The organism is Acinetobacter zhairuonensis, assembly GCF_022601715.1.
In the GTDB taxonomy this organism is placed as follows: domain Bacteria; phylum Pseudomonadota; class Gammaproteobacteria; order Pseudomonadales; family Moraxellaceae; genus Acinetobacter.
In genome coordinates, this window is the sequence record NZ_JAKVIM010000030.1 from 1 (window position 1) to 20,178 (window position 20,178).

The following is a 20,178-nucleotide window of genomic DNA, read 5'->3' on the forward strand; positions in this document are numbered from 1 at the left end:
TTTATCTGCATCACCGCCGATGGATGTGCATTCTACAGCATTTCTTATCCGTTACAACCCCTATTTTGGTTTATTTTATAAAAAACCGTTCGCTCGTTCATTTAATCAGCAAAAATGGCTTTTAAAGTTATTTTTTGAGCATAAAAGGCACAGAATTCGAGAAATTATCTAGGATTTTTTCATCCTGATTTTTTTCTTGCCACTTCAATGTACGACAATCGACATATTCACAATAGCCTGCTTCACCGTATTCCTCTCGTGCATTGATCTTAATTTGATATTTAAAACTTCCTACATAACCCGCAGCCAGTCCAAATTTAAAATCTCCCCGACTTTGTGCTTGTACCTGAATGATATCCCCTCGTTTGCTTTGATAATTCCATTCAAACTCTCGCGGCAAATACATCTCCTGCCCATTAGGGGTCATCACTTTTGGATACACACGGTGAACTTTAAACTGTACACACTCATCAAAAAGTTCGATTCGTTCAACTTGCGCATATTTCAGGTAAATGCGAGATTGCACAATCCGATTAAAACTGTCCCGTGTTTGCGCCAATAGCAGTTGATCACCATTATCGAGTTGAATAATTTGATAGGTAAAGAAAGCTAGCGGCAAATAAGGAAACTGAATTGCTCGGGCAAATTCAAATACCCCTTGTTGTGCAATCTTAAATTTTTGCTCTTTATAAATTATAGAACCTTCACAAAAGCATCGGGTAGACCAATGTTCTGCCAGCCCCATTCGCATCTTATTAAAATAATTAACCTGTGAAGTGGTATGAATCGAAAGCTGGCAGCTTAACTCACGATCTTCTCGCTGAATTTGTAAGTTAGGTAAAATCCCAGAAACTTGTTCTTGACTAGAGAATTGCAATATTCCCTTGGAGAAAATGCAGTCTCGATCCATCACATAACTATGCAGTTGCCCGACCATATGCGGACTACTACTGCATAAAATGGTTGCCGTATCTATGGCATCTGTTTGGACGGCACTTTCATTGCGTAGCATCGGCGCATGAGCAGAACCCATCAAACCGATGAAATTAAAATAATGTAATGGCGCAGGAAGATTGGGCAAGATCACGCCAAAGTAAACAAATTTATATTGGCGTGTAGGGACATGGAAGTTTAAGCGTGACTTTTTGGGAGCCAAATTCAATTGCTTGGATCGATCTAGGAAATCTTGAAATAATTGCATTGCCTAGCTCCTCATCACGCTTAGTCCATAATTAACTCACAGTTTGTTTGCGAGCAAGGAAGGTGGTGACAAAACCAGAAAGTGCATAAATGATTGAAATAACCAAAATACCGACTGGAATGTTGTACGTCATGGCCGCAAGGATAAAGACCGCGATTGGCAGTACTGCAAACGGCACGCGCTTACGATCTACCGTCTTAAATGAATAGTATTTAATATTGGAAATCATCAACAGTCCAACCGCCACAATGATGGCTGCATTGACAATTTGGATGCCTAACTCATTTAAATCGAAGATATTGGGGAAATCACGACCAACCCAGACCATCGAAATAATCATGACTGCAGCCAATGGACTTGCCACACCGATAAAATAACGCTTGTCCACCACACCAATTTGTACATTAAAGCGCGCCAAACGAAATGCTGCACAAGCAGTATAAATAAAGCAGCAGGCTAAACCGATACGCCCCAAATCATGCAAACTCCAGCTATACATCAAAATCGCTGGAGCAACACCAAACGCCAATAAATCAGAAAGTGAATCAAATTGTTCGCCAAAGGCACTTTGCGCACCAATGGCACGTGCTACACGACCATCCAATCCATCAAATAAGGCCGCGATAAAAATCGCATAAATCGCTTGAGTAAATTCGCCATTCATACTGGCAATAATAGAGTAGAAACCCGAGAGCAATGCCGCTGTAGTAATTAAATTCGGCCACAAATAGATACCACGACGTTTGACTTTCTGCCCTTCTTGCGTGTGCTCCTCTTCCACAACTTCGAAGGTAATTCCATCGTAGTCATGTTCTGGCGCATTTAATTCGCGTTCAGGTTTAGAGCTATTTGTCATTGTTTTATATCCTAATCTGCAACCTAATTTTTTACTGTCTATTCGCGACTATTCGCCAACCAACCAACGCACTGCGGCATGGCCGCCATTTTCTTGCATGCGTAAATGCGGGAACAACCATTGTAATGCTTCATCTGCATCTTGAGAGAACTTCCAAGGTGGGTTAATGACCAATAGACCACAACCGTTTAAGCCAACTGGCGTGTCATCAGGCCATACACAAACTTCACAAACCAACTGGCGGCGAATACCTGTCTTGTACATTTTCTTTTCAAAACGATCAATCATGGCGCGATCTTTAATTGGATACCACACAGCAAAGACACCTGTCGGCCATTTCTTATAAGCAGCAACTAAAAGCTCTACCAATTGCGGAAAGTCTTTACGCTCTAGCTCATATGGTGGATCGATCATAACCAAACCACGCTTTTCTTTCGGTGGAATTACACCCAGTAAGCCTTCATACGCATCGCGCTCATGTAGACCTGCACGTTTGTCATGAAGATTATGGCGCAATTGCTGAAATACATCACGCTGCATTTCAAAAATAGTCGCTTTATCAATCTCACGCATACCTTCCAGTGCAAACCACGGCGAACCTGGATATGCACCTTTACCAAAATTACCACGCATTTTTTCAACAATTTTTAAATATTGCTGAACCCCTTCAGGCGCAGTACGTTTAACCGAATCATCCAGTTTAACCAAACGGTGAATACCATTTAAAAACTCACCTGATTTTTGTGCTTCTGAGGAAGATAAGTCATATTTACCCGCACCACCATGCGTATCAACATAGCGATATGGTTTATCTTTTGCATTGAGTCGAGTCAAAAGCTGTAGCAATAACACATGCTTCATGACGTCGGCAAAGTTGCCTGCATGGAAATGGTGACGGTAATTCATTTCTATTTAATTCCTAAAATCAATGGGTATTTTAGCATGAAAAATAGTTTCGTTCCGATGCTTATGTTGTTCTAGAATAAAGCTGTTCTGTTTTCTTGTTTTGAGTTGTGCTTTTATGCTTGCTTCCAAGCTTCCCGCATCATGGAATATTGATCAAGTCCTGAATGATCTTGATCGACAGGGTTTTGCACTGATTGATCAGGCATATCCAACTGAATATGTCACTGATTTGGTCAATGAATGCACCTCCCATTTAAATCAATTCCGTGAAGCTGCAATTCAGAATGGGGTCGTGAGTAAAATTCGTAGCGACCATATTCTCTGGATTCATCCAGAATTGTCTGTAGCACAACAACATGTGGATACCCTGTCCTTGCTGTCAGAGCAACTAAATCAGGCTTTCTACTTAGGCATTCGTGAAGTCGAAGCGCATTTTGCTTGCTATCATGCCGGTGAGTTTTATGCGCTGCATCGTGATAATCCACAAAAGAAAAATGATCGTGTCCTATCCGTGGTTTACTATTTACATGAGGCATGGCAAGACGACTGGGGTGGTCAGCTTCGACTGCAAGATAAAAATGGTGAGTGGCATATCATTCCACCGCAACCGAATCGCATTGCCTTATTCCAAAGTGATTTACTGCATGAGGTCATTGAAGCCAAACAACAACGTCTTTCGATTACGGCTTGGTTAAGAAGTGGCAACTCAATTTGGTAAACCTTTAAATTTTACCTAATGACCATATATAAGCCACTTAACTGAAGAGGACAGTACTAATGCTGAAAGATGCCAAGCAAATTATTGCGCGAATTGGTGAGACTGACCAAATGTATTTGGAAGGCAATACCCCTGATTTGGCGCTAGAACGCGCAGACCTGCGTTTGGCATTGGTGACTTTAAGCTGTGTGCGTCAGGAGCAACTGCATTTTTTGCAAGAAGCTATTGTATTGCTCGAACAAGGGCGTGTTGAATTTGATGAAATACCGCTCCAAACCTATTTGAATCTGTCTCTACATTTAGCCAAAGCATATATGCTGTACTTCGAAATTACCAAAGAACCGCGTTTTGCTTTAATTACTCAACAGATTTTAAAACCACTCACCGTGCATGAGCATGGTGATGTGTATTTCTTCCTTGCATATGCCTGCGCCTGTAAAAATGAAACAGCTTTAAGTCGTCATTGGTTAAAGAAATATAGCCAGACTGCTGAATTTGACTCATTCTTATTGCATCAGCATCCTGCATTTGAGTCATACCGTGAAAATTTATGGTTTGTGCAGCTCACGCAACAGAAACCACATTAAAAACAAACTGTAATTAAAAAGCGCCGAAATAGGCGCTTTTTTTCTGCATAGGTTGGGTAATTACTCTAGCAGCACAATATTGGATTAAGCCATTTGTAATTTATAGGCATCCAGATGCAATTGTTGATTCAGTTCATCAATCCAGATCGCCCAATCATCATCTTGCACCAAATGACTAATCAAAAAATCTCGTTGTGATTTATTCCAAAACGGTGCTTCATGCAAAGACAAATGTGCAGGGAGTTGATGTGTACGAATATACAGCTCGATGGCTGCCAAACTGTTAGCTAAACCTAATTGCGAAAACAGTAGCTCTAAGGATGGATGGTTTTTCATAGTTTTTCCCGCCCCTTATCAATTCATCTGTAATTTATTATTCAATTAACTTATAAGAATTATGCAGACAAAAAAAGAGGCTGCAGTGATTTTGTTGTAGTTTTTTGTGAACTACTGGAAATCACTACAGCCTGTTTTATCCACTAATATTCATGGTTCCGGTATCTTCATGTAATTGTTCGTTTAAAGTATCGATCACGATTGCCCATTCGTCATCTTTATCCCAGTGACTGTGTAAAAACTCTCGCTGAGACTCTGTCCAAAAACTGGCTTGATGCAGCGCGACATCAGCACCCAATTGATGCTCACGTATAAATTGGTCAATATCACTTTCACTGGCATTTAAACCCAGCTGCTCAAATAGCAGTTCTAGGGTGGGTTGTACATCAAACATCATTCTGTCCTCGCGTCCTTGTTCTCTTTTCAAGGTAACGGAATAGCGCTATAAAATCATTCTGTATATTTTTTCAGCTTGTTATTTTTTGTTGGTTCTGTTCAGCCATAAAAAAAGCACCCCTTGATGGAGTGCTTTTTTAACTTAATCTAAAAAGATTATATTAGTTCACCATGTCAGCAACTGCTGCGCGTTCTTCTTCTAACTCATTAAGAGTGAAGTTAATACGCTCACGGCTGAATTCATCGATTTCAAGACCTTGAACGATTTTGTATTCGCCATTTTCAGTTGTTACAGGGAAACCGAACATTACGCCTTCAGGAATACCATAAGAACCGTCAGAAGGGATACCCATAGTTACCCATTTGCCGTTTGTGCCAAGCGCCCAGTCACGCATATGATCAATCGCAGCGTTTGCAGCAGAAGCAGCAGAAGAAAGACCACGCGCTTCGATGATTGCAGCACCACGCTTACCAACAGTTGGAAGGAATACGTCTTTGTTCCAAGCAGCATCGTTGATTTTGTCTTTTAAGCTTTCGCCGTTTACCGTTGCAAAACGGTAGTCAGCATACATTGTTGGAGAGTGGTTACCCCAAACTGTCATGTTTTCGATGTCAGAAACTGCAACACCCGCTTTTTGAGCAAGTTGAGTTAACGCACGGTTGTGGTCAAGACGTAACATTGCAGTGAAGTTTTTCGCTGGAAGATCTGGAGCAGATTTCATTGCGATGTAAGCGTTGGTGTTTGCAGGGTTACCTACAACCAATACTTTAACGTCACGGCTAGCAACTTCGTTCAGTGCTTGACCTTGACCAATGAAGATTTCGCCATTCACTTTTAACAAGTCAGCACGTTCCATACCAGGACCACGTGGACGTGAACCAACCAATAACGCGTAGTCAGCATCTTTGAATGCAACTTTAGGATCATCAGTACCGATCATGCCAGCCAATAATGGGAAAGCACAGTCATCTAATTCCATCATTACGCCTTTAAGCGCAGCTTGAGCTTTCTCAAATGGAACTTCTAACAATTGCAAAATAACGGGTTGGTCTTTACCAAGCATTTCACCGCTAGCGATACGGAATAATAAGCTGTAACCGATTTGACCAGCTGCGCCAGTAACGGCAACGCGAACAGGTTGCTTCATGTAATTATCTCCAATTGAGGATCGTTAATATGATTAAACGGGTCTGTCCGTTTTCATCGAATTATCATAAACGGCAAAGATTGTACTCCAATCCTCAAGGATATGCATAAAAAAGAGCGTCAATTTCAACAAAAGTCTGATAGGAAATATAAATCGCCAGTCACAAAAAAATTAATATGAGCCTTTAATGGTGATCTGACTTGGGCAATTGCTGACGACAGCAGTAGAACACTGCTTATACTGTCCATTGGTTTTGTAGCAGATATTCACTTTGGTCAAAAAGTTTTCACCACGATAACTTTGACAGCCCAACTGAATGCCCGTGCTTGGCAAACTCGGATTCAGACGTAAAAATTGCAGCTTAATATGACTCTGTGGCAAAGTCCGCGTTTCAGGGCTGGACAACTCTGCAGGGATTTTTAAACGTTCTGCGTAATTGATGATCGTACGGAAATACTGACTCGCCCCCATCGGCACACATCCACCGATCGATTGCCAAAGCTGCACGCGTGCATTCTCATCTGGCATCACCCGTGCCACCACTTTGGCTTGCAAAGGGGAAAGCGCAGCTGATGTCGAGGTATCACAATCTCTGTCGGCTGTGACTGGCAATAGTCCAACAATATTAAGTGAGTAGCCTTCTAAACACTTCCGTTTCTTGCTGCGCTGACTATCCATCATACATGCTGCAGGGGTCATTTGAATTTCCATGACATAGCCCTGCGTTGCTGCAGAAGAGGCGGCTGAGGTTGTGAGTGAACACACAGACAAGCATAACCCGCTCAGTGTGAGCAGGGTGCCTTTCAAGTATGTCTGTTCAACAGCATCAAACCTCATCAAGATTAAACCTTTAAGTGTGTATACAATAGTTTTAAGGCGTACCGCGATAAGGAATCACTTGCATACGATTCCCAATAGACTGCGCCCCCTGCCCCAATAAAACACCATAATGCGTGGCATTGGTCATAACCTGCTTCACATAGTCACGGGTTTCATGCAAGGGAATGCTTTCCGTATATTGATCTGCGGCTAATGGACGATCATCAGGCTGCCAACGGCGCGCCCGATTGGGTCCCGCGTTATATCCCGCAGTTGCCAATACTGGATTACTGCTTAACTGCCCATTGATCATTGACAGATAAAATGTCCCGTAGCGAATATTGGTATTCATATCCGATAAGGCGGCTGGATTATAGGTTTCACCCATTTGCTTGGCAACCAGTCTCGCGGTATCTGGCATGATTTGCATTAAGCCACCAGCCCCGACATGCGAGCGCGCGCTGGACACAAAACGACTTTCCTGACGCATTAAGCCATAGGCCCACGCAGGATCAATGCCTGCATTCTGGCTATGGCTAACTACATAACTCTGATGCGGCATGGCATAGCGGTAAGCGTAGTTATGTTTATTTTCGGTACGGTCTGCGGCATAAATGGCACGATCATACCAACCCATATCGGTGGCACGCTTGGCTGCGGCTAACAACAAGCCATCATCATGTTTCAAGTAGGCTTGACGCACTGCCCAGTTCCACTCACGATTCACATAGCTATCAGGTGCATTGACATTCCGTAAGCTAAATGCACGATTAAAATGAATATCTTGACTTAAACGTTGTATGTCACTGTTACTTGGCTGCACATTGGATGGAATAGAGCTATAGCGCTGCCCTACATGATCTTTCGCCAATAAATTATGATACTGATCCCCTTGCGCCAGTTTACGGAAAATTTCCTGCGCTGCACGTTTGGCACTGGCGTCATTGCGCTGTTCATAGGCTCGTGCCAACCAGTATTGCCAACGATCTTCTTGCTTTTGATTAACACTCATCGCATCAATCGCACGAATCAGACTTTCCCACGCACTAAAGCGAATGGCTTGACGCGCGTAAATTTCCGCTTCTTCCGGACTAAATGGCAGACCATAACTGGCATCCAAATTATTCAAGACTTCACGCTTGAAATTATTCTTCATCACTGTGGTGCCACCAATATAACCGACTGCACGATATAAGGCTTTCTGTACAGCTTCAGGTGTCCCTTGTGCAGTCCGCTGAACCGATGAAATCGCAGCATCCAAATCACTATCCGCCATGCGCCCCATGGCAAAAATCAGATAGGCTTGATCTTCTGCCGTGACTTTCGGTGCCGACCAGACATAATTCAGAGGATCTGCCTGAATCTGGTTGAATTGAGACAAACTTAGATTTAACCCGAGCGACTGCGCCGTTGCTACCGCTTGCCCCGATTGTCCTGCACGCAACAACACCCATAAGCGCTGCTGCTTGTCTTGCTCAGTCATTAGCGGGCTGGACAACATTTGCCGTGCCAGTCCTGTACAGGATTCAGGTTGTGAGTTGGTGGTTAACCATACATCTTTATATTCGGCAAACACCAGCGCATCACCTGTTTTGGCACGTACCTGCGCGACCGCACAACTTTCTGCCTGATCAGCATTGGTCACATAAGGCAAAACTGGTTGCGCACTGCTAAAATCAGCTTGTTTAACTTTTTCTTCAACGTAGTCTGCGGCTAATTTTTCTGCCATTGCAGATTGAGGATAACGACGCGCAAAATTGACAATATTGTTGGCAGGTTGAAAACCTAAGTTCGCGTTTAATGTCCAATATTCTGGGTAGTAGCCCAAAACATCACTCTGCATAGACATTTGATATTGTTGTAATAATTCAGTGTTGCCCGAATTGGCTGCTTGCAACGCATCATTAAACTGTTCATCTGCCGCATAGGCATGACTCAACATGCCCATGGAAGCCACACTCCATGCAAGTACGTGATAATAATTTTTCTTATGTAACCACTGATTTAACATATGTGCGCCTTCATCCTTTATTTTACCTAGTCGACCCAATCTCAATGCAAACACGCTATTTAAGCCGCTAGTTTAGAATATTCTCTAGCTACTCTGTTGTTGTGTTGTGTAACCTTCTGATAAGGCAATATTAATTTTCAAACATTTTTGCTTCATAAATCAATATTTTTGCTTTGATATTTAAAGCTGACCGTTTTTCTGTAAATCCTGCTAAAATATGCGCCTTCATTAAAATCTCTCGTGTTTTATCTCGGTTTCTCCGCTCGCGGATGTTCATCAGACACTTGCCTGCCAAACCAGATGCAGAGGACACGTTTCTCCGTTTTACCCTGTTAGGAGCCTACATGACGGTTCAAACCTTCATCCCGAATGGTGCCAACGCTGCTTCAGAAAACACTGTTACCCAGCCACAGCACACCCCAGCCGACGGTTCAGTTAAAAAACTGTATATCGAAACGCAAGGGTGTCAGATGAATGAGTATGACAGTCACCGTATGGCAGATTTACTTGGCGATTCACACGGTTACGTACTGACTCAAGATCCGAAAGAAGCCGATATTCTGCTCATGAATACCTGCTCGATTCGTGAAAAAGCGCAAGAAAAGGTGTTTTCAGAGTTGGGGCGTTGGCGTAAGCTGAAAGACAAAAACCCAGACCTGATTATTGGTGTTGGTGGATGTGTAGCCTCTCAAGAAGGTGACAACATCCAGAAGCGTGCCAATTATGTGGATATGATTTTTGGTCCGCAAACCCTGCATCGTTTGCCACAAATGCTCGATCAGCATTTCGAGCAAATAGAAAAACCAAAGAAAGACAAAATCAAACTGGTGGATATTTCCTTCCCAGACATTGAGAAATTCGATTTCTTGCCTGAACCACGAGTAGAAGGCTACAAAGCCTTTGTGTCAATTATGGAAGGCTGTTCTAAATACTGTTCATTCTGTGTAGTGCCTTACACTCGCGGTGAAGAAGTTTCTCGACCGCTGGATGACGTGTTGGCAGAAATCGCGACACTGGCAGAAAAAGGCGTACGTGAAATCAGTCTGTTAGGTCAAAATGTCAATGGTTACCGTGGTGAAACCTTTGAAGGTAATATCTGTACCTTTGCTGACTTATTACGCCTTGTGGCTGAAATTTCAGGCATCGGTCGTCTGCGTTATACCACGTCACACCCGCTTGAATTTAATGATGATTTAATTCAGTGTTACCGTGATTTGCCACAAATGGTTTCACATCTGCATTTACCTGTGCAAAGCGGTTCTAATGATGTGTTACAAGGCATGAAGCGTAATCACACCATTGATGTGTACATCGAGAAGATTGCCAAGTTACGCAAAGTCCGTCCTGACATGCACCTCTCTTCAGACTTTATTATCGGCTTCCCTGGCGAAACTGATGAAAACTTTGAAGAAACCTATCAATTTATTCAAGACCTCGATTTCGATCACTCATATAGCTTTATCTATTCAAAACGCCCAGGCACGCCAGCCGCTGAATTATCTGACAACACGCCTGAAGATGTGAAAAAAGATCGCTTAGCCAAAGTTCAACACTGGATTAAGCAATCGAGTATCCGTAAAACGGATGCTATGCTCGGCACTATTCAACGCGTCTTGATTGAAAAAGTTTCTGACAAGGATCCAAATCTTTTGATCGGCACAGCGGACAATACACGTTATGTCACATTTATTGGTGATGCTACGTGGGTCGGACGCTTTGCGGAGATTGAAATCACTGAAATTAAAACTTTGAATTTAGTTTATGGTGAACTCTTGAATCTTGAGCCTGACGTGTCGTAATGTAAGAGTATAGACTCTTGCTACTTTAAAGGAACTCTCTTGACTGCAGCGATTCGACGTACAGTAACTTTTCCTGGTATTTCAATGGAGCGTTTAAAAAGCATGCTCGGTGCTTATAACGGTCACTTGAAACAAATCGAACAACGTCTAGATGTCCAAATTTCCCATCGAGGTGATTATTTCTACATCGATGGGGAGATTGATGCAGTCGAAAGAGCCGAGACACTCTTGCAACGTCTGCATGAAGAAGCTGAAACCTCTCAACAAATTTCTGCCGACGTCATCCACATGATGATTCAAGGCAGTCAGACTGACCGTGAAATTCAAGAAGATTTTTCTGACAATGAACACACGGGTTTAGAAGATGTCTATCTACAAACCCGTAAAGGTCGAATCAATCCACGTGGTGCAAACCAACGACGTTATGTTCAGCGGATCCTACAAAGCGATATTTCCTTTGGTATTGGTCCTGCAGGGACAGGTAAAACCTACCTTGCCGTAGCTGCCGCAGTCGATATGTTAGAACGCAATGAAATCCAACGGATTTTATTGGTACGTCCTGCAGTCGAAGCGGGAGAAAAACTGGGCTTCCTACCGGGTGATTTAAGCCAAAAAATCGATCCTTACTTACGCCCTTTGTACGATGCCTTGTATGAAATGCTTGGTTTTGAAAAAGTGGCGAAATTGATTGAACGTCAGGTGATTGAAGTTGCACCACTTGCTTACATGCGTGGTCGTACCTTAAATCACTCTTTCGTGATTCTAGACGAAGCGCAAAACACCACACCTGAACAAATGAAAATGTTCCTGACACGGTTAGGCTTTGGTTCACGTGCCGTAATTACAGGTGACATCACGCAAGTTGACTTACCGCGTGGTCAACAGTCTGGTCTTGCGCATACACTTCGTGTGATTGAAAACATTAAAGAAATTCACATTACCCGCTTCCATTCACGCGATGTGGTTCGACATCAACTGGTACAAAAAATCGTAGAAGCTTACGAAGGTTGGGACAGCGAACAACAACGCCTGAGTGCCGAAGCACGTGCAGAACGCAAAGCACGCCAAGAAGCGTTAATTGCCGAAAATGATGCCGCTGCGGATGCACAAGATTAACCGCCTTAAGGATTCATTTTGAAACTTAGTCTTTCCCTACAACAGTCGTTTCAGTCACCAGACTTGGTGCTGAAACGCGCTTATATCAAAAAAGTGGTTGAAACCAGCTTACGTCATATCGACACCCAAAGTGATTGCGAAATCGGGATTGCCTGTGTCGACAATGATGAAAGTCATAAACTCAATTTAGAATATCGTGGCAAAGACAAACCGACCAACGTTTTATCTTTCCCAAGTGATCTGCCTGATGAAATGGCGCAGGTGTTTGCTTCATTTCCGATTGGTGACTTGGTGATTTGTATTCCTGTGGTGCTGCAAGAGGCACAAGAGCAAAACAAAGCGCCATTAACTCATTTCACGCATATGTTGGTGCATGGCACCCTACACCTCATGGGCTATGACCATGAAACTTCTGACGAAGATGCGGAAGAAATGGAAGCACTGGAAATTGAAATTTTAGCCAAATTAGGTTTTGACAATCCTTATTTGGAACAAGACTAAATTTTAGAAATGCGAGCTTCGGCTCGCTTTTTTATGCCTTGTAACTTCACAGCACTGAGCAAAAGGGGCAATCATGCATTACGTGGTTATTTTTAAAGCCAAAATCAAAGCACTCGATGAAACCTATTTTAAAACCGCACAATCACTGCGAGAAAAAGCAATAACGCAATTTAATTGTCAGAAATTTGAAGCGATTTCGGAACAAGATTTTGAAGTTGCCTTGTCGTATTGGAATAATCTAAACGATATTCAGGCATGGCATCAGGATGCAGAACACCAAGTCGCACAGCAACTTGGGAAACAACACTGGTATCAATCCTTTAGTGTGGAAATCTGCAAGATTGAACATCACTATACCAGTGCTGCTCATATGTAATAACACCGTATTCGCGTAAATTCTTGTACATTAATGCGCTCATCTCAGCTGCAATAAAGTCAGACTGAATGCATCTAATTCTCTTGAATTACTGCACTTCGAACTCAGCTTCTGCAGGGTCAAAACGCCAAGTTCGGACAATGCGCAATTCTGAAATATCCTTCATCTTGCTATCAAATGCCGTAAATGGTGCAGCTTTCCGTACCGAAGCCTTGGCTGCTTCATCAAGCAAATCATGACCAGAGCTTTCAATTAAACGAATGGCACGAATCCCACCATTACGGTTCAAAATCACCATCAAGCGCACTTCACCAGCCAAGCGTTGTTGTTTGGCTTGTTCTGGGTAGTAACGATTGCCATAAAACTCGACTTTTTCTCTGAATTTTTCTAAATAGGCAGCCGAAATGTCCTGCTTGGCTTGAATGCCATCCACAGTTTTAATTTTTTGTTGGCGGCTAAAGTTTTGCTGACGCTGTAAATACTGTGCTTCTAAACTTGCCACCATGGCCGCTTTGGCTTGGAACTGACTATTCAGCTCTTCCATCGCCTTTTTACGACGATTTTGTTCTGCTTGTTTCTGCCAACTCAGCGTGGTCATCAAGACTTTTTCTTCAAAATTCAATTCACGTTTTTGTTGTGTTTTTTCCAGCGTCTCCATCTGTTTTTCACCTGCACTCTGCTCCAGCATTGGTGCAGGCATGTCACTAGACATACGGTGTGCTTCACGAAAAGTTCCAGAGCCTTGTTGATCCGCCTGTGCCAGAAAATCGGCATGCTCAACTTTTTTCTCGCTCGGACGCAAGGTCACTGCAATTTCTTTCACGGTAGCATCGTGTTGGGTAGGTGCAGTAAATTCGATAGCTAAAACCAAAAGATGTACAATCAGGGCAAAAACCACCGCCGTAGTAAAAATCGGATCTTTCCACCAAGCACGTAACAAAGGCGTATAATTTATTTTATTCAGGATCATAGCTAAGCGACAAACTGTCTTCCCCACACTGCACACTGTATATACAGTAAAATTTTGACTTGGTTGCTATTATTTTGATAAAACCTGAAGTTCATCAATACAACAGAATCACTGCATTAAAATACTGAAAATGGTGCATTTAATTTTGCTAAACTGCAAGATTGATTTTCTGTATTTTTAAATACAATTCGGCAAAACTCATCATAAGCCAGTAGATTCACTTGCCAGGATGCCTTTATGCAAACGCTACTTTCCAATATTTCTAAACGGCTACATCAAGTGTACCAAAAAGCGGAAGGCTTTATTGAAGATGAGCGGGAATTTCCATTATCGCAAGTTTTTCTGAATGCCACCTTCCAACGCTTTGTCACTGACAATGTGAAGATGCTAAAAGATTTGCATGCCGATCTGCATGATGACTGGTTACGCTTATACGCCACTTTAGAATATCAAGGCATCTACACCACGCTCTCGGTAGACCTTAAACTGATTCAGATGGAAATGAATAAAGACATCCAGATGATTGTGTTTGAGCAAATCAGCGACACTCAAGTGATTGAAGCAAAATTCCAAAATCTCTTGCATAAAATCGGCTTCAACGCTGCCATCTTCTTTTATCAAAAGATTTTAAATAAAGACCCATTGGGCATGATCTTAGAAAAACTCAATGTCATAAAGGTCAAAGATGATTTACTGTATTTAGACCTGAATCGATGGCTGGGTAAACAGCGCTCCATCATCGATACGCTAAACAAAGTACATGTCAATCATGCGGTTTTACGTGAAGCTGAATTGGTGGTGTTGGGCAATGTCAACTTAGCCGCACTGTTTGGCAAAATGACTGAAGATGAGATTGATGACTGGGCGCATGAAGGCATTCCTGATAACCAAGTCACACCGATTAAGCAAAGAGGGAAATAGGCAAAATGCCCTACCCGAACAAGTCTGAAAGATAAAGAAAAAGGCTACAGGAAAGATACATTTTGCACAAAAAAGCAGATTTTATCTTCATAATGCTTAGGCATAATAAATTGGTGTAATTTTAAGACACACTCACTTTAAACTTCACAGGAACACGTTCACCAATGGCTAAAAATGTTTTGAAAACAATAGCAGTGACCACAGGCCTTGCCTCTACATTGTTATTTACTGGCTTTTCCAGCCAAGCATTCGCCATGAGTCCATTCCAAGCAAGTTATCAATTTAACTACAATGGCAAAAACATGGGCTCGGCAACTCGCACTTTAAGCAAGTCTGGCAATAACTGGAACTATGTTTTTGCAGCCAAAGCTGGCGCTATCGCCTCTGCCACTGAAACCAGCCGCTTTGGTTTTAATGCAGGTAAAATTAGCTCCAACAGCTTTAGCCGTAGCAGCAAAATTTTGGTGCATAACAACACCATGAGCATTAATTTCAATCCAAGTGCAAAAACGATTAGCACTAAAAAAGACGATAAAGCACGTTCTTTTGCATGGAAAGCAGGTACTTTGGATGAACTCAATGCTGAATTGCAAATTCGTGAAGATTTAAAAGGCGTGGGCATGAAATCAAGTTATTTGATTGCCGATGCCAAAGAAGTCGAAACGCGTCAGTTTATTAAACAAGGTTCTGAAAAAATCAAAACCAGTTATGGTACTTTCGATACCATTAAAGTGGTGATGAAACATGACAAACCAGGTCGCGATACCACCTTCTGGTTAGCACCAAAATTAGACTATCTTCCTGTGAAAGTCAGCCATCAGGATGGTAAATCTTCATATGGTTTATTACTGACTGGGTATAAAGGACCCATGAATTAATCCATTTTGATGATTTTTACTTGATTTTTTTCAGGTGCTTTTTAAAATACGCTTTTGCTTGAAAAAGCACCTGCCCCCGAGGATTCTCCCGTGCACGCACTAGAACAGAAAATCTTAGCAGAAGGTATCGTTCTCTCTGATCAAGTTCTGAAAGTCGATTCTTTCTTAAACCACCAAATTGACCCAGTCATGATGCAACAAATTGGTCAAGAATTCGCGCGTCTGTTTAAAGATGCAGGAATCACCAAAATCATTACTATTGAAGCATCAGGTATTGCACCTGCAGTTATGGCTGGTTTAGAACTCGGCGTGCCTGTGATTTTTGCACGTAAATATCAATCTTTAACCTTAAAAGATGATTTATATCGTTCAAAAGTTTTCTCGTTCACCAAACAGATTGAAAGCACCATTGCGATTTCTAACAAGCACATCAGCTCAAGCGATAAAGTTTTGGTGATTGATGATTTCTTGGCGAATGGTCAAGCTGCGCTCGGTTTAGCAGATCTGATTCACCAAGCCCAAGCCGATGTTGTGGGTATTGGTATTGTGATTGAAAAATCATTCCAACCAGGTCGTGCGTTACTCTTGGAAAAAGGTTACCGCGTAGAATCACTTGCACGAGTGAAATCTTTAGCCAACGGTACCGTTGAATTTGAACGTGACTAAGCCATAATTGGTCGCATAAAAAGAGCGCAGTCGCGCTCTTTTTTATTTTTGAAATTCAGTACTTCAGCCTCAGTATTTATTCCCATCTGTTTCACATTTTTTCTGAAAAATTCATAAAAACAGCATACTATGCATGAGTACCCTCATTTAGCATATTCAAGCTGTAATCAACCCGATATTGCTGTTTGGACATCGGATAACAAGACCACCAACTGACCATTGAATTTAGAGAACGCTGAGTCAATGAAGAACAAGAACACCGCCGAACGGATTTACACACCGCATCAACTCTCCCAATTGAATGAGCATGACTGTATTCAACTTCCGATCAAGTTTATCCACGATTTGGCGCAGGCAGACAGCCTGCAAAGTTTGCTCGACAAAATCGCCTTCTGGATTTCACGGGTGTTTCAGGCTGAACGTACCAGCATCACCCTGTATGATCAGCAAGATTTTCTCAGACTGTATTCCATCTCGGGGAATCAGGCGATTCCTCTGAATTTTCAAATGCCAATTCAAAATACCTTTGTAGGACGAGTGTTTAGTACTGCGACGTTACGAATCTGTGATGATGTTGCACAATTTGAAGAATTAGACTGTCAAATGCTGGCACAACATGGCATGGGCTCATGTATGGATGCTCCTCTCATACATAATGAACAATGTTTTGGCACATTGAATGTCGCAGATCGAGCCAGCTTCAATTACACCGAACATCAAGCCATATTGCTGCAATGCCTCGCCAACTGGATTGCCTTGAATATCAAATTACATTTACAGATTCAGGACATGCAGAAACTCACGGCGACGGATGAACTGACAGGTACTTTTAACCGCCGAAGCTTCATTCAAGAATGCAACCAAAGCATGCTGTTATTTTTTAATGCTCAAGCCCCATTTAGTATTGGCGTGCTGGATATAGATCATTTCAAAACCCTCAATGATTTTTATGGACATCAGGCTGGCGATTATGTGCTGAAACGCATGACTGAAAATATTCAAGCCTTTTTGGGAGAGCAGGATTTTCTGGCTCGTATCGGTGGGGAAGAGTTTGCAATTATCCTACCTACCCGCTCCAAAGAAGCAGTCAAATTGTTCAAGCAAATTCGTGCAGCCATTGAAGCCATGAAACTGCCTTATCAGGAAGAGGTCATCTGCTTTACCGTCAGTATTGGGGTTGCTGAAGCACAGTCAGCAGACTCTAATGCCGAAGCCGTATTTAAACGTGCAGATAAAGCCTTATACCAAGCCAAACAAGCAGGGCGTAACCGTGTGCATTTAGAGCATCCAGCCCACAGTAGTTAATTCCAATTGCCAAGTCCGCTTTATCTTTACTTCATATTTCATTCATGATGCCTTGTCATCTAGGGCAATATTTACAAGTCAGATAAACACAACAACATGCTTTTTCGCTAGAATTTACTCTAGATTTACGTACTTAGCGAATAAGCCAAAGTTAAAGCAGCACAAGGTTGTTCTGCTGAAACGTATAATCCTTACCCCATTTTGCTGTTTGCTTCATATGGCATGACAGCACGCAAAGGCAAATCATCTATGGAAAATACGATTCTCTGTCCCAAATGTGGCTCAAGCGAAATTGAAAAACGCAACCATGATCAGCATCTGAAAAAAGCCAGTGGACTTTTACTGGGCTCGGCAGGCGTTGCAGCAGGAACTGTCGGTGGCGCAGCAACAGGTGCATCTACAGGTGCCGCAATTGGTGCTGTGGCAGGACCACTCGGCGTTATTGTCGGTGGAACAGTAGGCACCTTTATCGGTGGCATCAGCGTTGGAATTACTGGCGGTTTTCTAGGCAATTATTTCGGCAAAAAAGCGGGCGTAGTCATTGATAAGAATCTTTTTCTAGATTTCAGATGCTTAAAGTGCAAACATCGCTTTAAAGCTCAAGTTGAAAAGTCATAGCAAACGTTTCGCTATGACTCATTCAGTGGTGGTTCAGACCATCTCTATCGGCAGATCAGCCAAACTTAATGTACTTGTAGTTGTTGTACAACAGTTGCTAAACGACGCCCCTGAGCTTCACATAAGGTCTTTTCATCCTGACTGAGTTGCTGATCATGTCTTGGACCACTGACATGACTTACACCATATGGTGTGCCACCAGTTTTGGTATTGGATAATGCAGCATGCGCATTGGTTAGCCCCATAATCATCATGCCATGATGGAACAAAGGCGGTAGCATGGTCAATAAGGTACTTTCCTGCCCGCCATGCATAGATCCCGAAGCGGTAAATACGCAGGCTGGCTTATCATGTAAGGCTCCACTGAGCCACAAACTGGTGGTTTGATCCCAAAAATATTTCATTTCTGATGCCATATTGCCAAATCGTGTTGGCGAACCTAACGCCAGTCCTGAGCAGTACTGCAAGTCTTCTAAAGTACAGTAAATATCCCCTTCGTCAGGAATACTGGCTGCCGCCTCCGTCACAACCGTCGCCAAATTGGGTACAGTACGAATTTTTACAGCCATCCCTGTTGACTCGACCCCATTGGCAATTAAATGCGCCATTTCTTTGGTTGAACCATATTTGCTGTAATATAAAACAAGGACATAAGGTTGCATGACGTTTATGATCTAAGCTAAAAATGAAAACTATACGGTATTTTTCCGACTTTTTGGTTAAGCTTGTGCTTGAAAAGTATATAAAATGATGAAGAATTGAGACTAGAAACGCATGATAGAAAAGTATTTACTAAGATTGCCTTTTTACAGCAAGACTTGGTTTCAGTTTGTTTTATTTGTCCTTCGACGTTTTGAAGCAGACCGTTGCCGTGAACAGGCAGGTTCCCTCACCTATACCACGCTATTTGCGGTCGTCCCAATGTTGACTGTTTTTTTAGTCATTATTTCTTCCATTAAAGCACTCGAACCTGCGCGGCAACAATTACAGCAGTTGATTTATAGTAATTTCCTCCCTAAAACCACCATCGCCTTCGATAAAGTTCTAACCGCTTTTACCGATAAATCCAGCAATTTAACCGTCATTGGGGTGTTGTTTCTGTTTATCACCACCGTCATGATGTTGACCAGCATTGAAAATGTCTTTAACCGCATTTGGCGCGTGCGAGAAAAACGTGGCGGCATGATTGGCTTTATGCGTTATTGGACCATTATTTCCTTAGGTCCGATTATCTTGGGCAGTGCCTTTGTACTGTCATCCACGGTCGCCTCATTAAATATTCTCAGTAACAATTTTGCAGGCTATGAAGTGAATGGTGCCTTTATCCTCTGGCTCATCTCTTTTTCACTTTCGATTCTCGGTTTTTTTATTTTATATTGGACCATTCCCAATCGTAGTGTTCCAATTAAAGCCGCAATGTTTGCAGGAATATTTAGCGCCAGTGTGTTTGAGTTACTCAAAAACTTATTTGGTTACATCATGTCTAATTTCACCAGTTATGAAATTATCTATGGTGCATTTGCCGCACTGCCTATTTTCCTGTTATGGATTTTTCTGTCTTGGAATATTGTGCTGCTCGGAGTCGAAATTAGTTATGCACTGACCGCGTTCTATACAGGCAAGGAACAACGGCGCCACCCTGTGATTATGCTGCTGGATATCCTGCAACTTTTCCACATCAAGCAACAAAGTGGCGAAAGCATGTCCGATAAAGAAGCACTGGATGTGTTAGGGCGTGAAGAAATTGGGCATTGGCCAAGCTATGTGTTATTGCTGGAACAACAAAATCTGGTCAAGCGTACTGATAACAATGAATACGTTTTGGTGCGTAACTTATCGCAAGTGGATTTCTGGAGTTTCTATAAACAACTGCCTTATCCACTACCTCGCCGAGCAGATGTCAAAAATATTCATCCCGATGATCATGAGTGGATGCAGCGTATTGGTCCTATGTTTGAAGAAGCGGATGACTACCTTTCTGCCAAACTTGCCTTACCACTGGCCTGTATTTTTGAACAACGATAAGTCACTTCAATACAAGAGCTGAAAG

The 20,178-nt window shown here is 42.4% G+C and carries 23 protein-coding genes; 12 read left to right on the top strand and 11 right to left on the bottom strand.

Translation table 11 applies throughout. The features are described from left to right. Positions 1 to 127: 127 nt before the first annotated feature. The 3 genes from MKI85_RS16625 to MKI85_RS16635 are packed head-to-tail and all read right to left on the bottom strand — an operon-like array spanning position 128 to position 2,963. A complete protein-coding gene (locus MKI85_RS16625) occupies positions 128 to 1,201 on the bottom strand; it encodes a DUF6670 family protein (RefSeq protein ID WP_241629385.1) in 1,074 nt (357 codons plus the stop codon). A 31-nt stretch (positions 1,202 to 1,232) separates the two neighbouring features. Continuing rightward, the gene (gene pssA, locus MKI85_RS16630; RefSeq protein ID WP_241629388.1) at positions 1,233 to 2,057 is read right to left on the bottom strand and encodes a CDP-diacylglycerol--serine O-phosphatidyltransferase; all 825 of its coding nucleotides are present in this window, start codon (positions 2,055 to 2,057) and stop codon (positions 1,233 to 1,235) included. A gap of 48 nt (positions 2,058 to 2,105) precedes the next feature. Continuing rightward, positions 2,106 to 2,963 (bottom strand): 23S rRNA (adenine(2030)-N(6))-methyltransferase RlmJ, encoded by an 858-nt coding sequence (locus MKI85_RS16635; RefSeq protein WP_241629390.1) that lies wholly within the window; start codon positions 2,961 to 2,963, stop codon positions 2,106 to 2,108. Between the two features lie 115 nt (positions 2,964 to 3,078). Between MKI85_RS16635 and MKI85_RS16640 the strand changes: the two genes are divergently transcribed. Beyond that, complete coding sequence (locus tag MKI85_RS16640; RefSeq protein ID WP_241629393.1) at positions 3,079 to 3,681, top strand: 2OG-Fe(II) oxygenase; 603 nt, start codon at positions 3,079 to 3,081, stop codon at positions 3,679 to 3,681. A 59-nt stretch (positions 3,682 to 3,740) separates the two neighbouring features. Beyond that, complete coding sequence (locus MKI85_RS16645; RefSeq protein ID WP_241629394.1) at positions 3,741 to 4,268, top strand: hypothetical protein; 528 nt, start codon at positions 3,741 to 3,743, stop codon at positions 4,266 to 4,268. Positions 4,269 to 4,352: 84 nt separating this feature from the next. Here the strand turns inward: MKI85_RS16645 and MKI85_RS16650 are convergent, their stop codons facing one another. From MKI85_RS16650 to MKI85_RS16675, 6 genes are all read right to left on the bottom strand, one after another. Next, positions 4,353 to 4,604, bottom strand: coding sequence for a DUF2789 family protein (locus MKI85_RS16650; protein WP_241629397.1), 252 nt, complete (start codon positions 4,602 to 4,604; stop codon positions 4,353 to 4,355). Between the two features lie 136 nt (positions 4,605 to 4,740). Then, complete coding sequence (locus MKI85_RS16655; protein WP_241629399.1) at positions 4,741 to 4,998, bottom strand: DUF2789 family protein; 258 nt, start codon at positions 4,996 to 4,998, stop codon at positions 4,741 to 4,743. A 163-nt stretch (positions 4,999 to 5,161) separates the two neighbouring features. Then, entirely contained in the window at positions 5,162 to 6,148 is a 987-nt protein-coding gene (locus MKI85_RS16660) for a malate dehydrogenase (RefSeq protein WP_016168548.1), read from the bottom strand. A gap of 171 nt (positions 6,149 to 6,319) precedes the next feature. Beyond that, positions 6,320 to 6,985, bottom strand: coding sequence for a ribonuclease T2 family protein (locus MKI85_RS16665; RefSeq protein WP_241629401.1), 666 nt, complete (start codon positions 6,983 to 6,985; stop codon positions 6,320 to 6,322). Positions 6,986 to 7,019: 34 nt separating this feature from the next. Then, positions 7,020 to 8,915, bottom strand: a complete 1,896-nt coding sequence (locus MKI85_RS16670; protein WP_413351745.1) for a lytic transglycosylase domain-containing protein — start codon at positions 8,913 to 8,915, stop codon at positions 7,020 to 7,022. Between the two features lie 193 nt (positions 8,916 to 9,108). Then, on the bottom strand, positions 9,109 to 9,291 hold the full coding sequence (locus MKI85_RS16675) for a hypothetical protein (protein ID WP_241629405.1): 183 nt from the start codon (positions 9,289 to 9,291) through the stop codon (positions 9,109 to 9,111). 31 nt (positions 9,292 to 9,322) lie between these two features. Here MKI85_RS16675 and miaB point away from each other — a divergent pair, with 31 nt between their 5' ends. From miaB to MKI85_RS16695, 4 genes are all read left to right on the top strand, one after another. Further along, positions 9,323 to 10,777 carry a tRNA (N6-isopentenyl adenosine(37)-C2)-methylthiotransferase MiaB gene (gene miaB, locus MKI85_RS16680; RefSeq protein ID WP_241629407.1) on the top strand — a complete coding sequence of 485 codons (1,455 nt, stop codon included), beginning with the start codon at positions 9,323 to 9,325 and terminating at the stop codon, positions 10,775 to 10,777. 39 nt (positions 10,778 to 10,816) lie between these two features. Beyond that, the gene (locus MKI85_RS16685) at positions 10,817 to 11,893 is read left to right on the top strand and encodes a PhoH family protein (RefSeq protein ID WP_241629409.1); all 1,077 of its coding nucleotides are present in this window, start codon (positions 10,817 to 10,819) and stop codon (positions 11,891 to 11,893) included. 18 nt (positions 11,894 to 11,911) lie between these two features. Next, complete coding sequence (ybeY, locus tag MKI85_RS16690) at positions 11,912 to 12,394, top strand: rRNA maturation RNase YbeY (RefSeq protein WP_241629411.1); 483 nt, start codon at positions 11,912 to 11,914, stop codon at positions 12,392 to 12,394. 73 nt (positions 12,395 to 12,467) lie between these two features. Then, positions 12,468 to 12,770: an antibiotic biosynthesis monooxygenase family protein gene (locus MKI85_RS16695; RefSeq protein WP_241629413.1), complete on the top strand. Its 303-nt coding sequence runs from the start codon at positions 12,468 to 12,470 to the stop codon at positions 12,768 to 12,770. An 88-nt stretch (positions 12,771 to 12,858) separates the two neighbouring features. Here the strand turns inward: MKI85_RS16695 and MKI85_RS16700 are convergent, their stop codons facing one another. Continuing rightward, positions 12,859 to 13,740 carry an energy transducer TonB gene (locus tag MKI85_RS16700; RefSeq protein WP_241629414.1) on the bottom strand — a complete coding sequence of 294 codons (882 nt, stop codon included), beginning with the start codon at positions 13,738 to 13,740 and terminating at the stop codon, positions 12,859 to 12,861. Positions 13,741 to 13,977: 237 nt separating this feature from the next. Between MKI85_RS16700 and MKI85_RS16705 the strand changes: the two genes are divergently transcribed. The 5 genes from MKI85_RS16705 to MKI85_RS16725 all read left to right on the top strand — a co-directional run bounded on the left by MKI85_RS16705 (position 13,978) and on the right by MKI85_RS16725 (position 18,128). Further along, entirely contained in the window at positions 13,978 to 14,661 is a 684-nt protein-coding gene (locus tag MKI85_RS16705) for a hypothetical protein (protein WP_241629416.1), read from the top strand. A gap of 164 nt (positions 14,662 to 14,825) precedes the next feature. After that, complete coding sequence (locus MKI85_RS16710) at positions 14,826 to 15,539, top strand: DUF3108 domain-containing protein (protein WP_241629418.1); 714 nt, start codon at positions 14,826 to 14,828, stop codon at positions 15,537 to 15,539. Between the two features lie 90 nt (positions 15,540 to 15,629). Continuing rightward, a complete protein-coding gene (locus tag MKI85_RS16715) occupies positions 15,630 to 16,205 on the top strand; it encodes a xanthine phosphoribosyltransferase (RefSeq protein ID WP_241629420.1) in 576 nt (191 codons plus the stop codon). Positions 16,206 to 16,448: 243 nt separating this feature from the next. After that, positions 16,449 to 17,510: a sensor domain-containing diguanylate cyclase gene (locus MKI85_RS16720; protein ID WP_241629422.1), complete on the top strand. Its 1,062-nt coding sequence runs from the start codon at positions 16,449 to 16,451 to the stop codon at positions 17,508 to 17,510. A gap of 249 nt (positions 17,511 to 17,759) precedes the next feature. After that, positions 17,760 to 18,128: a hypothetical protein gene (locus MKI85_RS16725; RefSeq protein ID WP_241629424.1), complete on the top strand. Its 369-nt coding sequence runs from the start codon at positions 17,760 to 17,762 to the stop codon at positions 18,126 to 18,128. A 65-nt stretch (positions 18,129 to 18,193) separates the two neighbouring features. Here the strand turns inward: MKI85_RS16725 and wrbA are convergent, their stop codons facing one another. After that, the gene (wrbA, locus tag MKI85_RS16730; RefSeq protein ID WP_241629425.1) at positions 18,194 to 18,790 is read right to left on the bottom strand and encodes an NAD(P)H:quinone oxidoreductase; all 597 of its coding nucleotides are present in this window, start codon (positions 18,788 to 18,790) and stop codon (positions 18,194 to 18,196) included. 112 nt (positions 18,791 to 18,902) lie between these two features. Here wrbA and MKI85_RS16735 point away from each other — a divergent pair, with 112 nt between their 5' ends. Beyond that, complete coding sequence (locus MKI85_RS16735; RefSeq protein ID WP_241629427.1) at positions 18,903 to 20,153, top strand: YihY family inner membrane protein; 1,251 nt, start codon at positions 18,903 to 18,905, stop codon at positions 20,151 to 20,153. The last annotated feature ends 25 nt before the right edge of the window (positions 20,154 to 20,178 follow it).